The organism is Azospirillum sp. BE72 (genome assembly GCF_031455875.1).
Classification (GTDB): Bacteria; Pseudomonadota; Alphaproteobacteria; order Azospirillales; family Azospirillaceae; genus Azospirillum.
The window spans coordinates 267201-280857 of record NZ_JAVDTO010000002.1; the positions used below are offsets into that span (position 1 = coordinate 267201).

At 69.5% G+C, this 13657-nt stretch carries 9 protein-coding genes and 1 tRNA gene; 4 read left to right on the forward strand and 6 right to left on the reverse strand.

The genetic code is table 11. The features are described from left to right. Nucleotides 1-534: 534 nt before the first annotated feature. The 6 genes from J2Y49_RS07435 to J2Y49_RS07460 all read right to left on the reverse strand — a co-directional run bounded on the left by J2Y49_RS07435 (nucleotide 535) and on the right by J2Y49_RS07460 (nucleotide 9810). Nucleotides 535-2550, reverse strand: coding sequence for a site-specific integrase (locus J2Y49_RS07435; protein WP_310113712.1), 2016 nt, complete (start codon nucleotides 2548-2550; stop codon nucleotides 535-537). 157 nt (nucleotides 2551-2707) lie between these two features. Beyond that, nucleotides 2708-2782, reverse strand: a tRNA-Gln gene (locus tag J2Y49_RS07440). 115 nt (nucleotides 2783-2897) lie between these two features. Beyond that, a complete protein-coding gene (locus J2Y49_RS07445) occupies nucleotides 2898-5003 on the reverse strand; it encodes a hypothetical protein (protein ID WP_310113713.1) in 2106 nt (701 codons plus the stop codon). Further along, nucleotides 5003-7726, reverse strand: coding sequence for a DUF4159 domain-containing protein (locus J2Y49_RS07450; RefSeq protein ID WP_310113714.1), 2724 nt, complete (start codon nucleotides 7724-7726; stop codon nucleotides 5003-5005). Before J2Y49_RS07450 ends, J2Y49_RS07445 begins: the two co-directional genes overlap by 1 nt. A 186-nt stretch (nucleotides 7727-7912) precedes the next feature. Further along, on the reverse strand, nucleotides 7913-8824 hold the full coding sequence (locus J2Y49_RS07455) for a DUF58 domain-containing protein (RefSeq protein ID WP_310113715.1): 912 nt from the start codon (nucleotides 8822-8824) through the stop codon (nucleotides 7913-7915). Nucleotides 8825-8844: 20 nt separating this feature from the next. Beyond that, nucleotides 8845-9810, reverse strand: coding sequence for a MoxR family ATPase (locus J2Y49_RS07460; RefSeq protein ID WP_310114974.1), 966 nt, complete (start codon nucleotides 9808-9810; stop codon nucleotides 8845-8847). 319 nt (nucleotides 9811-10129) lie between these two features. Between J2Y49_RS07460 and J2Y49_RS07465 the strand changes: the two genes are divergently transcribed. From J2Y49_RS07465 to J2Y49_RS07480, 4 genes are all read left to right on the forward strand, one after another. Then, complete coding sequence (locus tag J2Y49_RS07465; protein WP_310113717.1) at nucleotides 10130-10696, forward strand: DUF1285 domain-containing protein; 567 nt, start codon at nucleotides 10130-10132, stop codon at nucleotides 10694-10696. Nucleotides 10697-10728: 32 nt separating this feature from the next. Further along, nucleotides 10729-11406, forward strand: coding sequence for a CoA pyrophosphatase (locus J2Y49_RS07470; protein WP_310113719.1), 678 nt, complete (start codon nucleotides 10729-10731; stop codon nucleotides 11404-11406). A 56-nt stretch (nucleotides 11407-11462) separates the two neighbouring features. Continuing rightward, nucleotides 11463-12713, forward strand: a complete 1251-nt coding sequence (locus J2Y49_RS07475; RefSeq protein ID WP_310113721.1) for a CCA tRNA nucleotidyltransferase — start codon at nucleotides 11463-11465, stop codon at nucleotides 12711-12713. Nucleotides 12714-12872: 159 nt separating this feature from the next. Then, complete coding sequence (locus J2Y49_RS07480; protein WP_310113723.1) at nucleotides 12873-13637, forward strand: SDR family oxidoreductase; 765 nt, start codon at nucleotides 12873-12875, stop codon at nucleotides 13635-13637. The last annotated feature ends 20 nt before the right edge of the window (nucleotides 13638-13657 follow it).

Consider the following 13657-nt stretch of genomic DNA (forward strand, 5'->3'; position numbering starts at 1 on the left):
GTAATGGCGGTGGGCTACACGGAGCGACGGCGGCTGACCGTGCCGCAGCTCGTCGGCGACCTTGAGCCCGTGCATAAGAGCGTGCAGGCCGCCGCAGACCGGATAACCTGACGACGGGCGGATGTAGGCGGCGTTGATCCGCAGGCCGGCCAGTCCATCGTCACCGGATGACCTGGCGCCGACGCCGATGGTAACGAGCCCGGGCTGGGCGCGGTCGTCGGCGGCGGTGGATCGGAGGGATGGACATACAACGGTCTCCGGCGGGCAGAGCTCAGCCCCGTCAGCCGTCCCAGCCGGCCGCCGTTTCTAGAAAGATGCCCATACGATGCCCTCAGGCCTGCGGCGGACGACGGTGCCGGTCGACCGGCGGTCCAGGCAGTGCGGTCCTGGCGGTCGCGGTTCGCTCCAATGACGGGGGCGGACGCTGGACCTAATCGGCCGCAAATCCGCGCTCCGCCACCCAGCGGCGCGATGTTCGCTCCCGTGCCGGTGACAGGATGCGGCCGCCGCGCAGTGGCCGGAGATTACGCGCGGTCACGCCGCAGGGGCTTCTTCCGCGAGGGGCTCGATGTAAATGCGGCGGTTGGGGCCGACGCGCACGCCATGGTCGATGCGGTTGACGTATTCGCGGAGCTTCGCCATCGTCTCCCCGGCGGGGTCGTAGGTACCGTCGGTGAGGTCCTTGATCGAGTGCCCCATGAGGCGCTTGCGGGCGCCGACAACCACGTCCGCTTCACGCAGGCGAACGTTGAAGTCTTTGCGCAGGGAGTAGTGGTCATTTCCGGGCCTGTAGAGACCCTGTGCGCGCGTGTACCGGCCGAAGTCCTTGCTGAACAGATCGGAAAACCTCTCGTAGGACGCGCCGCGTTCAATGTCGGTGAACAGCCGGGTGGCATTTTCCCGGCGCCGGAGCGCCGCGAGTTCGAGAATGCCGAGTTCGATCAGCACACGGTGGATGGGCACGTCCCGCTTGGAAGACCGTGTTTTGAGGGTTTTGCCCGGCCCATCGCAGACGCGGAAGCACCAAACGCCATCCTTCTGGTGAATGTCGTCACCGTGGAGCTGCAGCACTTCCTCCGTCCGCAACCCACTGTGCAAGGTGATCTTGGTTGCCCAAAAGAACGCATCTGTGCGCAGGCCTTCGCCCTGGAAGGCCGTCGAGGCGAGGAGCGCGCGCACGCGTTGGCGTCCCCAGGGTTCACGGTCCCGCCTCGGCACCTCACGGTCCCGTGCGTCGCGTTCTCCGTCGTCCAGACGCTTACCCTGCGCCGGGTTCGGGCCAGCGAAGCGCTTCTTTTCGATGGCCCAGTCGATGGCGGCCTTGACCCGGTCCAGGTGCAGGTTGAGCGTCGTGGAGGTCAACCGCCGGATACGCAGGCGGTCACGCCTCTCGACGAAATCAGCGCGTGTCAGCTCGCCCAGCGTGTGGCGTTCCTCCAGTTCGTCGATCCGGTCCTGCTCCTCGGCGTCGGTCGCGTCGGCGACTTCGCTGGCCGTCCGACGGTCCTGGGCGCTCTTGCCATGGTTCGCCGGCAGCCGCTCGATAATCGCGCGAAACCGATCGATGTCTTCCGGCTCGATCTCGTCGAGCGGTCGGTCGCCGACCGCCTCGACAAAGAGGCGGCGGGACGCTTCGACCTTGCGGCGCATGTTCATCACCCAGGACGGCGACGAGGATTTCTCGGCGATCAGACCGTCGAACGCCTCACCGATCGTCAGGGTGGCGGAGCGCGGTGGCGCCGCGCCCATGCTGGCGGGCGTGTCGACAACCGCGGGCGTGCCGCCGGGAGCCGACGGCGCCTCCGCATCTGAGGCGGGACGCGCCGCGCCATTCGCCGGAGGCACAGGGGGCATGGAGGGCGCCGCCGGCTGGTCGGGCAATGCAGCGGCCGGCGGCCATGGCATCGGCGCCAGCGCCTGCAGCGGCGAAACCGTGGTGGCGGCCCCGACCAGGGCGCCCGGCGCCGCGGCGGCCGGTGGGGCAAAGAAGGCGCCGGTGGCGGAGGTCCCGCTCTCGTGCTGCTCGTGGGCGCTCGCCACCTCGTTTGCCAAGCCCCAGGCTGCCTTGCGCAGCAGCAGCCGGTAATCGGGGAGCTCCGGCACCAGGGCCAACTGCAGCCGGGCCAGCGTGGCGTCAAGGGGGACGCGCGCGGCGTCGAGCTGGTTCAGGTGCAGGGCAGTCTGCATCTCTCCGCGCAACGCGCGGGCGCGGGCCACCGCGGCCGCGGCCTCACCTGGGCTGCGCGGCGGGGCGAGCGCACGGGCGAGTTCCGCCGCCTCGATCTCGTGGTGAACGAGATCGAGGATGATGGCGTCCATTTGCGCCTTGCTCATCGTCAGCCCGAGGGCCATCGCCTGCCGCACTCCGTCGAACAGCGCGTCGGTTGCCGCCCGGAGTCGGGCGGCGCGCGCGAGCGCCTCGGCGGGAATGTTTGTCCGCAACGAGACGACGGTTTCGCGTCGGCGGAAATTTGCGGATAAATTTTTCGGAATGCGCCGGCGCCACCACCAGACAGTGCCGCGCTGGAACAGATGGGGGGTGGGCAGCATGCGTCCTCCGCGCCGACCGGAGCGACGGCTGGGAATCCGCAGTGGAGCACCATGTGGTACAGCTGGTGCTACAGCGCGCGGCCGAGCCCCCGCCGGCCGTTTGGCCAGTGGCTAAATGCTCGGAAATCCTGAGTTTTTCGCGGAGGATAGCTGGATATGGCTGGGGCGCCAGGATTCGAACCTGGGAATGGCGGTACCAAAAACCGCTGCCTTACCACTTGGCGACGCCCCAACCGGCGCGGCGATCAACTCGTATCGCCGGAAGGAGCGGCACCATAATCGGAAGCCCGGCCGAACGCAACAGGCTGTTTTCAGAAAATTTTCGCTGCGGAATCAGCCTGCGCCGGTCAGCGTCCCTCCCGGCGCCACGCCATCAACAGGCCGCCCAGCACCAGGGCCAGAACCGCACCGACCGGCAGCAGCGGCACCTCCGTCACGCCGGTCACCGTATAGTCGCCGTTGGCGCGCAGGCCGATCCAACCGGAACCGCTCTGGCTACGGTCTGCCTGGGTCCGGCGCACCTCGATGCCGGGATTTGGACCGCTGTCGGTGTCGGTGACCCAGTGGATGCCGCCGCCGGTCGCCTCGGCAACCGGCTGCATCCGGTCGCCGGTGGACCGCACGTCGGCCAGTTCCGGCGTATTGACCGCCCCCACCACCGCCAGCGTCGTCCGCTCCCCGTCTGAGATGCGGTAGATTCCGGGCGCGCTGGCCGTCACCGTGGCAATGGCGCGACCGGTCTTGTCGTCGGCCAGTTGCAGCGTGCTTGTTTGGTCGGACGGATCGGTGAGCGTGACCGAGCGCGGATCCGGGGTGAGGGAGCGGCGTTCCACCGTGATGCGGTTGCCGTCCACACGGGCGCGCAGGTCGTTCTCCTCCAGTTCCGGTTCCTTCATCAGCCAATGGGCAAGGCGGCGCAGAAGCTCCGCCTGCGGACCGCCGCCTTCGAAGCCGCGGCTCCACAGCCAGATCTGGTCGGAGGCGAGCTGCGCCACCCGGCCCTTGCCGACGCGGTCCAGCAAGAGAAGGGGGCGGTTGTCGGCCCCTTGCATGACCACGGTGCCGCCGTTGGGGGCGACATCGACCTGATGGAACCAGCGGCCCCAGGTCGGCGGCGCATCGATGCGGTCGCCTGGCAGTCCGGCGGTCACCGGATGGCGGCGACCGACATCGGTGACGGTCGGCAGAAAGGGGCGGTCCACCGTCTGCCCGTTGGGAGCGGCCGGGAGAATGGCGCCCAATGGCGTGCGGTAGAGCGACAGCGGCGACGCATAGCCCTGGCCTGATGCCTCCAGAAGGGCGCCGCCCTTGCGGACATAGTCGGCGATGTTCTCCAGATACATCTGGGGCAGCACGCCACGGCGGCGGTATCGGTCGAAGATGATCAGGTCGAACTCGTCCAGCTTCACCTCGAACAGCTCGCGGATCGGGAAGGCGATCAGCGACAGCTCGCGGATCGGCGTGCCGTCCTGCTTCTCGGGCGGGCGAAGGATGGTGAAATGGACCAGATCGACCGCCGGATCGGCCTTCAGAAGGTTGCGCCAGGTGCGCTCGCCGGCATGAGGTTCGCCGGAGACCAGCAGGACGCGCAGCCGGTCGCGCACGCCGTTCACCACCACCGCAGCGCGGTTGTTGGCAAGCGTCAGCTCCTGCTTCGCCGCCTCGACCTCCAGTTCCAGGACATTCTGCCCGCCATGGGTGACCGGCAGGTCGATCCGCACGTCCTGTCCCACCGGAACGCGGATGGTGCCGGGCGCGCCGCCGTCCTGGCGCAGGGTCACCGCGGCGTCGGGAGATTGTCGTCCGGGCATGTCGTCGACGCGGATGGTCAATTCCACCGACTTGCCGACAAGGCCGTAGTTGGGCGCCTGCACGATGGCGATGCGGCGATCGCCCTCGTTGCGGTCGCCGGTCAGCAGGGTGTGGACAGGGCCGATGTCGGCCAGCTTGCCCGGCACCTGCGGGACGTCATGCACCTGGCCGTCGGTGATGAACACGGCGCCGGCCATGCGGCGGCGCGGAACATCGGCCATCGCGCGGTTCAACGCGTCGAACAGATGCGTCTCGTTGATCGTGCCGCCGGACTCGGCTCCTTCGCCGGTGCGCGCCACGCGCACCTCGAGGTCTTCGAAGCGCTTCAACCGTTCGGTCAGCTGCTCCACCGCCCGGTCGGTGCGGGCGCGGCGGTCGCCGATGGCTTGGCTGGGCGAATCATCGACCACGACCACGGCGACGTCCTTGATCGGGTCGCGCTTCTCCTGCACCAGCGACGGGTTGATCAGGGCCAGCGCCAGCACGATGACGGCCAGCAGGCGAAGCAGTGTGCCGCGCGCCCGGCGCAGGGCGGCGACCAGCACCACCAGCAGGGCGAAGCCGATCAGGGCGCCCAGCACCGGCCAGGGCAGCAGCGGCGCCAGAGCCACTGAAAGTCCGGAGAGCAGATCGACGGGCATTACTGGCCGAACCTTTCCAGGATGGCGGGCACATGGACCTGGTCGGCCTTGTAGTTGCCGGTCAGGGCGTACATCACGACGTTCACGCCGAAGCGATAGGCCATCTCGCGCTGGCGCTCGCCGCCGGGGATGACCGCGTACATCGGCTGGCCGTTGCGGCTGACCGCCCAGGCGGAGGCCCAGTCGTTGCCGCCGATCACGACGGAGGAGACGCCGTCATTCGCTGGTCCCTCCCGCGCTTCGATCCACAGCTGGCCGCCGGCCTGCCGACCGGGGAAATCGGTCAGCAGATAGAAGGATTTGCGCAGCACATGATCCTGCGGCACCGGGGCCAGCGGCGGGATGTCCAGCCCCTGGACCAGACGCTGCAGAATGCCGGAACCGCCGCCCGGCGCCTGATCGCGGGTGTCGAACAGGATGGTGCCGCCGCTGCGCATGTATTCGTTCACCCGCTGCCGCGCCTGGTCCGACAGCGGCCTCTGCCGGTCGGAGACGGGCCAGTAGAGCAGGGGATAGAAGGCCAGTTCATCCCGCTCCGGATCGACGCCGACCGCTCCCGCCGCCTCCACCGCCGTGCGCAGGCCCAGCACGCTGACCAGCCCCTCCAGCCCGGCGCGGGAGGTGTCGTCGACCCCGCTGTCGCCGGTCTGGACATAGGCGAGATAGGTCTCCGCCGTCACCTTCACCGCATTGTCCTGGTCCTGCGCCCGAACCGGCTGCGGTGCGGCGGCGAGCGCCACGGCCAGCAGCAGTCCGGCCGCTGCTCCGCCCGCTCCACGGCGCAGGCGGGGCGCGCGCAGCAGGCCGCGAAGCGCCAGGGCGATCAGCAGGTCGATGGACAGCAGGGCGAGCGCCGCCGCCAGCAGCGACGGCTTCAAAGGAACCTCGCCCCGGCCGCCATAGCCGTCGCGTCCGACGCCGGCCGGCAGGGGCGGCAGCGGGTCGATGGTGGTGACGGCGGAGGACAGGTTCAGGGCGCGGCGGGCGTCGTCGGTTCCGTAGAAGCCCGGCGGGTGGCGCGGCCCGATCACGTCGGCGCCGGCATTGCCGGCAATCGGGAACGCGGTGGGCGGGGGGGGAATGAGGCGGCCGGTGCCGTCCAGCACCTCGACCGGGTCGAGCGAGGTGGTCGCCGCGGTGCCCGTCACGCCGCCGCTGAGCGCCACCAACCGGCGCAGCATGTCGACATACAGGCCCGACAGCGGCAGGTTCGACCAGTCCGGATTGGCCGTGGTGTGGACCAGCACGATCCAGCCGTCCCCGCGCTTCTGCGAAGTCACCAGCGGCGTGCCGTCGGCCAGACGCGCCCAGGTGCGGTCGGCCAGATCCAGCGCCGGTTCGGCCAGCACCTGCCGGTTGACCTGGACATCGGCGGGGATCGTCAGCCCTTCGAAGGGCGACTTGGCCGGGAAGGGTTGCAGCCGCGCCGGCTCCGACCATGACAGGGCGCCGCCCAGAGCGCGGTCGCCGATGCGCAGGCGGACCGGCACCAGCGTGTCGGCATGCTGGGCCAGACGCGGCCCGGCGAAGCGCAGCAGAACGCCGCCCTTCTTCACCCAATCCTCGATGTCCTGCACCTCGCTGCCGGTCAGGGCGCCGATGTCGGACAGGATCAGGACCGCAAGATCGCGCTTCAGCAGGTCCAGCGTGTCGCCGCGCCGCACCTCGTTGTAGGGCGACAGGGCGCGTTCAAGGTAATAGAGGTCCGACAGCAGCGGCTGGCTTTCCCCCTCCGACCGGCCGGAAACCAGCCCGACCGGGCGGCGGCGCCAGCGCTCGTCCAGCAGCACGGTGGCGCCGGCGGTGGTGTCGCCCTCCACCCGCAGGGCGGCGGCGTCGTTGCGCAGTTCGGTGGGAACGTCCAGCCGCACTTCGCGAACCTTCTGGCCGGGCTCGAAGGCCACGGTCTGGCGGGTCAGCAACCGGCCGTCGGCGGCGGTGAGGCGGACGGTCACCGGCTCCGGCCGGGACGGGTCGGCGCGGACGATGCGGGCGGTCAGCACCGTGCCCTCGCTCGACGGCGGAAGCAGCAGGTGAGGGGGACGCTCCGCCGAATCGTCGAGCACGTCGGCGGAGCCCAGCCGTTGCAGCCCGGCCGCCAGCGCCGCAGCCCGGCCGTCGCCGACACCGTCGCTGAGCCATACCGCATGGATGGAGCCGCTGCCGTTCGTCTGGGCGGCGACCGCCTTCAGCGCCTCCAGCGCCGCGGCGCGATCGGTCGGCCAGGGCAGGGGGGCCAGCGCCTGGGCCAGACGGCGGGCTTCGGTGGCGGGCAGGACGGCGCTGGCATGGATCGGCTGGCCGTCCGCCGGCGGGGCGGTCGGCAGCAGGATGACCGGGCGCTGCTGGCGCTCGGCCTGGGCGATCAACTCGTCCATCATGCGCTTGCGCGTCGGCCAGTCGCGGCCGGAGGCCCAGCCATTGTCGACGACCAGCAACAGCGGTCCGCCGCCCGGCAGCGCTGCGCGCGGGTTCAGCAGCGGCCCGGCCAGCGCCAGGATGATCAGCGCCGCCACGATCAGGCGCAGCAGCAGAAGCCACCAGGGCGTACGGGCCGGCGTCTCCTCCCGCGCGGTCAGGTCGCGCAGCAGGCGGATGGCGGGAAACTGGACGGCGCGCGGCGCCGGCGGCGTGACGCGCAACAGCCACCACAGGACCGGCAGGGCGGCCAGTGCGGTCAAGACCCAGGGGGCGGCGAAGGCGATCGGTCCGAGACCCAGCATTGGCGCGTCTTCACGAGGGGGAGGGGATCGGCCGCGCAAGCCACAAGGGCCTGCGGCCGTAATCGACCGTCATCCCCGCGCAGGCGGGGATCCAGACATCGGGCTGCGTGGTGCCGAGGGCAAGCCTGGATCCCCGCCTTCGCGGGGATGATGGGGAGTGCGAGACAGGGTTCTCCGGCCGCCGCTTCACACCGCCTCCATCGCCATCGCACCCCATAGGGTGAGCAGCGCCGATTGCGGGGAACGGTCGGTGCGGTGGACGGCGAAGCTCCAACCCGCGGCGCGGGCCAGCGCGGCCAGACCGTCCTGCTGTGCCTTCAGGCGTTCGCGGTAAGCCTCGCGCACCGCCTCCACCCGGGGGACCAGCAGAGTCTGCTCGCCCTCCATCCCGTGGAAATCGACGCGGCCGTCATAGGGCAGCGTCTCTTCCGCCGGATCGAGGATCTGGACAAGATGGCCGCGCAGCCCGCGCCCGGTCAGCCCGGCGACGGCAGCATGGATTTCCGGCAGGGGGGACAGCAGGTCGCCGAACAGCACGGTCTGGGCATGGCGGGGCAGGGGCTCCACCCGCGGCAGGGGATCGGGAGAGGCGGCGGCGCGCGGGTCGGTCATCAGCCGGGCGATGCGGTCGATGGCGGTCTTGCCATGGTCGGGGCGCACGCCGCTGTTCAGCAGCGCCACCCGCTCGCCGCCGCGCGCCAGCAGGACGGCGGTGGCGAGCGTCAGCAGGTCGGCCCGCTCGCGCTTGGTCGGCAGGCCGGCGGCGGAACGGAAATCCATGGAGGGCGAGCGGTCGCGCCACAGCCAGACGCTCTGCGCCGCCTCCCATTCATTCTCGCGCACATAGACCGGCTGGGTCTTGGCCGACTGGCGCCAGTCGATCATCGACGGCGCGTCGCCGGGCTGGTAGCGGCGGAACTGCCAAAAGGTCTCGCCCAGACCGACGCGGCGCCGGCCGTGCACGCCCTGGGCGACGGTGGCGGCCACCCGCTCCGCCGCGACCAGAAGCGGGGGCAGGGCGGAGGCAAGCTCCTCCGCGCGATGCCGGGCAAGCAGCGTCGTCGCCGCCTGGGTCTTCTGCTGAGGGCTTCGCGGCATCGCGGCTCCGCTCCGGGGGGTTACATCAGGGGGGCGCAGAGGCGGTCGATGACGTCGTCCAGCGTCACCCCGTCGGCCCGCGCGGCGAAGTTCAGCGCCATGCGGTGCTTCAGGATCGGCTTGGCGAGCGCCACCACATCGTCCAGCGAGGGCGACAGCCGGCCATCGAGCACCGCGCGGGCACGGGCGGCGAGCATCAGCGACTGGCTGGCGCGCGGGCCGGGACCCCAGGCGACGTGCTGGCGCACCTCCATGAGCTCCGACATTTCCGGCCGGCCGCGGCGCACGAGGTCGAGGATACCGTCGACCACCCCTTCGCCCACCGGAACGCGGCGGACGAGGCGCTGAGCCGCCTGCAGGTCGGCGGCGGACAGCACCGTCACCGCGCGCTCGTCGGCGGAACCGGTGGTGGCGATCATCATCCGGCGTTCCGCCTCGCGGTCCGGATATTCGACGTCGATCTGCATCAGGAAGCGGTCGAGCTGGGCTTCCGGCAGCGGGTAGGTGCCTTCCTGCTCCAGCGGATTCTGGGTCGCCAGGACGTGGAAGGGCTGGGGCAGGGGATGGTACTGGCCGGCGACCGACACGCGATGCTCCTGCATCGCCTGCAGCAACGCCGACTGGGTGCGCGGGCTGGCGCGGTTGATCTCGTCCGCCATCAGAAGCTGGCTGAACACCGGGCCGGGCAGGAATCGGAAGGACCGGCGGCCGTTCTCGCCCTCTTCCAGCACTTCGGAGCCCAGGATGTCGGCGGGCATCAGGTCGGGCGTGCACTGGATGCGCTTTTCGGCGAGTCCCAGAACGATGCCCAGCGTTTCCACCAGCCGCGTCTTGGCAAGGCCGGGAACGCCGATCAGCAGCACATGGCCGCCCGCCAGCAGCGTGACCAGCGTGCGGTCAATCACCTCCTGCTGGCCGAAGATCACGCGGCCGATGCGGTCGCGGACGGACGCCAGACGATCGCCCAGCGCCTCGATCTCCTCCATCAGCCGTTGCGGGTCCTCCGGCACGGGTGGCTGCCCCCTCAGGATGTCCTGTGCGCTCAAGGTCTGCTGCTCCCCCGATGATGGGCTGGCCCAGGAATGGGCCGGTTCGGCGTGGCAGTCGCGGTCTTCCGCGACGGGAAACACGGGATCCGCATGGTTGGCCCTGTTCCTGCGCGTTGTCGACACCCATTTTCCGGATCCTGCTGCCGGACCGGGTAGGGCCGACGGACCATTGGAGTGGACCTAACGGTCGAGTGTGGCGAAAATACGCATGTTCGGGGACAAAACGGTTCCCAATCCCATGAAGGTCGGTAACGCAATGGCGAATGACAAGCGCGCAGATGGGCCAACAGCTTCGGAACTACCGCCGGGTTTGCCGGCGGCGCTGGGGCGGACGCCGACGCTGGAGCAGTATGACATCCGCATTGCGCGCGACGGCACCTGGTTCCACAATGGCGATCCGATCCGCCGGATCGAATTGGCGAAGCTGTTCTCCACCGTTCTGCAGCGCGACGACGAGGGCGATTACTGGCTGATCACGCCGGTCGAACGCGGCCGGATCGTGGTGGAGGACGCGCCCTTCGTCGCCGTGGAGATGACGGTCGCGGGCAGCGGGGCCGATCAGGTCCTGTCCTTCCGCACAAACCTCGACCATCAGGTCGAAGCCGGCCCCGACCATCCGATCCGTGTGGCCGTAAACCCTGAAACCGGGGAGCCGGCACCCTACATCCAGATCAGAAGCCGGCTGGAGGCGCGAATCCTGCGGCCCGTGTTTTACGACATGGTGGAGCGCAGCGAGACGCGCCGTACCGAAACCGGCGAGTCCGAGGTGGGTCTATGGAGCAACAAGGTCTTCTTCGTGCTGGGCAGGCTGCCTGGCGACTGAGCCTGGAGGAGGTTCGCCGGCGCTTCCCGGCGATGAGCCCCGATGAGACGCCCGTTGAGGCGATGGATGCGGCGGTGGAGAACGCGGTCCGGTCGAACCGGATTGCGCCCCGGCACGCGGCCAAAATCCGCGGCGACCACGACCTGAATCCGGAGTTGGGACCGCCGACGACCCTGCGCGAGGCGGCGGTGCTGGTCCCCCTTGTCGATCGGCCGGAGGAACTGACCGTCATCTTCACCCAGCGCACCGCGACGCTGAGCGCGCATGCCGGGCAGATCAGCTTCCCCGGCGGCCGGATGGAGCCGGAGGATGACGGTCCCGAGGATACCGCACTGCGCGAAACGGCTGAGGAGATCGGACTGGAGCGCGGCCGGATCGAGATCGTCGGCCGGCTGGACACCTACGTCACGCGCACCGGATTCCGGGTGACGCCGGTGGTGGGGGTGGTGTCGCCGCCCTTCATCCTGACGCCCGACCCGATCGAGGTGGCGGAGGTGTTCGAGGTGCCACTGTCCTTCATCCTCGATCCGTCCAATCCGCAACGCCACAGCCGCGAATTCCTGGGAAAGCCGCGCTGGTTCTACGCCTTCCCCTATCCGCAGCGCTACATCTGGGGGGCGACCGCCGGCATGCTGGTGAACCTGCGTGACGTGCTGGGTGCTGCCGCGCGCGAGGCCGGGGAGGGCGGGGCATCCTCCGGTCCGCTCTGATGTCCGCGGTGACGGCGGTGGATCGAGCATCGGGAATCGGTTAGCGTCGCCGCGCCATGACCGTCGCCGCACGCCTGTCCCCCCAGCCCTGGATGACCGCGCCCGAAAGCCGGGCAGTGTTCGCCGCCCTCGACGCAGGCGGCGCCGATGCCCGCTTCGTGGGCGGATGCGTGCGGGACGCGTGGCTCGGCCGGCCGGTGAAGGACATCGACATCGCCACCCATGCGCCGCCGGAACGGGTGATGGACCTGCTGCAGACCGCCGGGATCCGCGTCATCCCGACCGGAATCGCCCATGGCACCGTCACCGCGCTGTGCGGCGGAAAGCCCTACGAGATCACCACGCTGCGGCGCGATGTCGAGACGGATGGCCGCCATGCCCGCGTCGAGTTCACCGACGATTGGGTGGAGGACGCCGCCCGCCGCGACCTGACGATGAACGCGTTGAGCTGCACGCCGGACGGCGCAATGTTCGACCCGTTTGGCGGGCTTGCCGACCTTGCAGCCGGGCGCGTCCGCTTCGTCGGCGAGGCGCGGCGACGGATCGAGGAGGATGTGCTGCGCCTGCTGCGCTTCTTCCGCTTCCACGCCCATTACGGCCGCGGCGAACCCGATGCCGAGGCGCTGGCCGCCTGCCGCGAACTGGCGCCGCGCCTGCCGACGCTGTCCGGCGAACGGGTGCGGGGAGAGCTGTTCCGCCTGCTGACGGCAGCTTGTGCGGCGGCGGTCTGGCGGCTGATGATGGGGCAGGGGATCATGGTCCACCTGCTGCCGGAGGCGATGGACACCGACCGGCTGGACCGGCTGGTCGCCGTCGAACGCGACCTCGGCATCACGCCCGACCCGACCCGGCGGCTGGCCGCCGTGCTGGACAGCGACCGACCGGGAGCGCTCCGCGCCGCCGAAGCGCTCCGCCTGTCCAACCATGAGCGCGACCGGCTGCTGGCGCTTGTCGAACCGCCGGTGGTTCTGATGCCGTCCGACGACCGCAAGGCGCTGCGCCAGGGGCTTTACCGCATCGGCGATGGCGAACTGTTCTGCGACCTGCTCCTGGTTGCCGCCGCAATCCATGACGGCCCGCTCAACCTCACCGCGTTGCGTGCGGCGATGTCGGTGGCCGGCGACCTGCCGAACCTGCGCCTGCCGATTGCCGGCCGCGACCTGCTGGACCTCGGCATCCCGCGCGGCCCGGCCATCGGCGAGATGCTGAAGCGCATCGAAGGCTGGTGGATCGCCGAGGATTTCCAGCCTGGCCGGGAAGTTTGCCTGGAGATGGCACGCGGTCTGACCAGCGAGAAACAAACTTAAGCTTGGCCGGAAGGGGCACTAAAAACACATAAGCTAGATTATGGAAATAGAGTTGGAGCAGGGCAGTTCCGGCCTTGCGAATTCGAAAGCAAGAACCGGATAGCCGGCCATGGCCTGTGTTCGCGATTTTCGGGCCGTTCATCGCAACGGAGAATGGCCATGGGACAGCTCGACGGAAAGATTGCAATCGTCACGGGCGCCAGTTCGGGGATCGGACGCGAGACGGCGCTGCTGTTCGCGGAGCAAGGTGCGAATCTCGTGCTCGTGGCACGGCGGTACGGCGAACTCGAACGGCTGGCGGAGGAAATCCGGGACAGAGGTGCCGAGGCCGTCGCAGTGACCGGCGACGTCAAGAATACCGATGTCGCGCGTGAAGCCGTTCAGGTCGCCACACAACGATTCGGCGGCCTGGATATCGCCTTCAACAATGCCGGCACCACTGGTGCACAGGCTTCCATTCCCGACATGACGGCGGAAACTTGGCATGACGTGATCGACACCAATCTGACCAGCGCCTTTCATGCCGCCAAACACCAGATTCCGGCGATGCTTGACCGCGGCGGCGGATCGCTGATCTTCACTTCGACCTTCGTCGGCCACACAGTCGGCTTTCCCGGAATGGGCGCCTATGCGGCCAGCAAAGCCGGGCTGATCGGATTGATGCGGGTGATCGCCGCCGAATACGGACCCCATGGCATCCGTGCCAACGCATTGTTGCCGGGCGGCACCGACACGCCGATGGGACGGGCGGTGTCGAACACGCCGGAGGCCTTGGCATTCGTCCAGGGGCTTCACGCGCTGAAGCGCCTCGCCACGCCACGCGAGATCGCCCAGTCGGCGCTCTATCTGGCGTCCGATGCTTCCAGCTTCACGACCGGTACCGCGATGCTGGTGGACGGCGGGGTTTCCATCACCAGAACCTGACGCAATCGGGCCACCCGACA

What these genes read in the sequence shown, in the direction of transcription:
- J2Y49_RS07445 (WP_310113713.1), bottom strand. Translation starts at nt 5,003, where the DNA reads ATGCCCGTCGATCTGCTCTCCGGACTTTCAGTGGCTCTGGCGCCGCTG.
- J2Y49_RS07475 (WP_310113721.1), top strand. Translation starts at nt 11,463, where the DNA reads ATGACCGTCGCCGCACGCCTGTCCCCCCAGCCCTGGATGACCGCGCCC.
- J2Y49_RS07450 (WP_310113714.1), bottom strand. Translation starts at nt 7,726, where the DNA reads ATGCTGGGTCTCGGACCGATCGCCTTCGCCGCCCCCTGGGTCTTGACC.
- J2Y49_RS07435 (WP_310113712.1), bottom strand. Translation starts at nt 2,550, where the DNA reads ATGCTGCCCACCCCCCATCTGTTCCAGCGCGGCACTGTCTGGTGGTGG.
- J2Y49_RS07460 (WP_310114974.1), bottom strand. Translation starts at nt 9,810, where the DNA reads ATGGAGGAGATCGAGGCGCTGGGCGATCGTCTGGCGTCCGTCCGCGAC.
- J2Y49_RS07470 (WP_310113719.1), top strand. Translation starts at nt 10,729, where the DNA reads ATGAGCCCCGATGAGACGCCCGTTGAGGCGATGGATGCGGCGGTGGAG.
- J2Y49_RS07480 (WP_310113723.1), top strand. Translation starts at nt 12,873, where the DNA reads ATGGGACAGCTCGACGGAAAGATTGCAATCGTCACGGGCGCCAGTTCG.
- J2Y49_RS07465 (WP_310113717.1), top strand. Translation starts at nt 10,130, where the DNA reads ATGGCGAATGACAAGCGCGCAGATGGGCCAACAGCTTCGGAACTACCG.
- J2Y49_RS07455 (WP_310113715.1), bottom strand. Translation starts at nt 8,824, where the DNA reads ATGCCGCGAAGCCCTCAGCAGAAGACCCAGGCGGCGACGACGCTGCTT.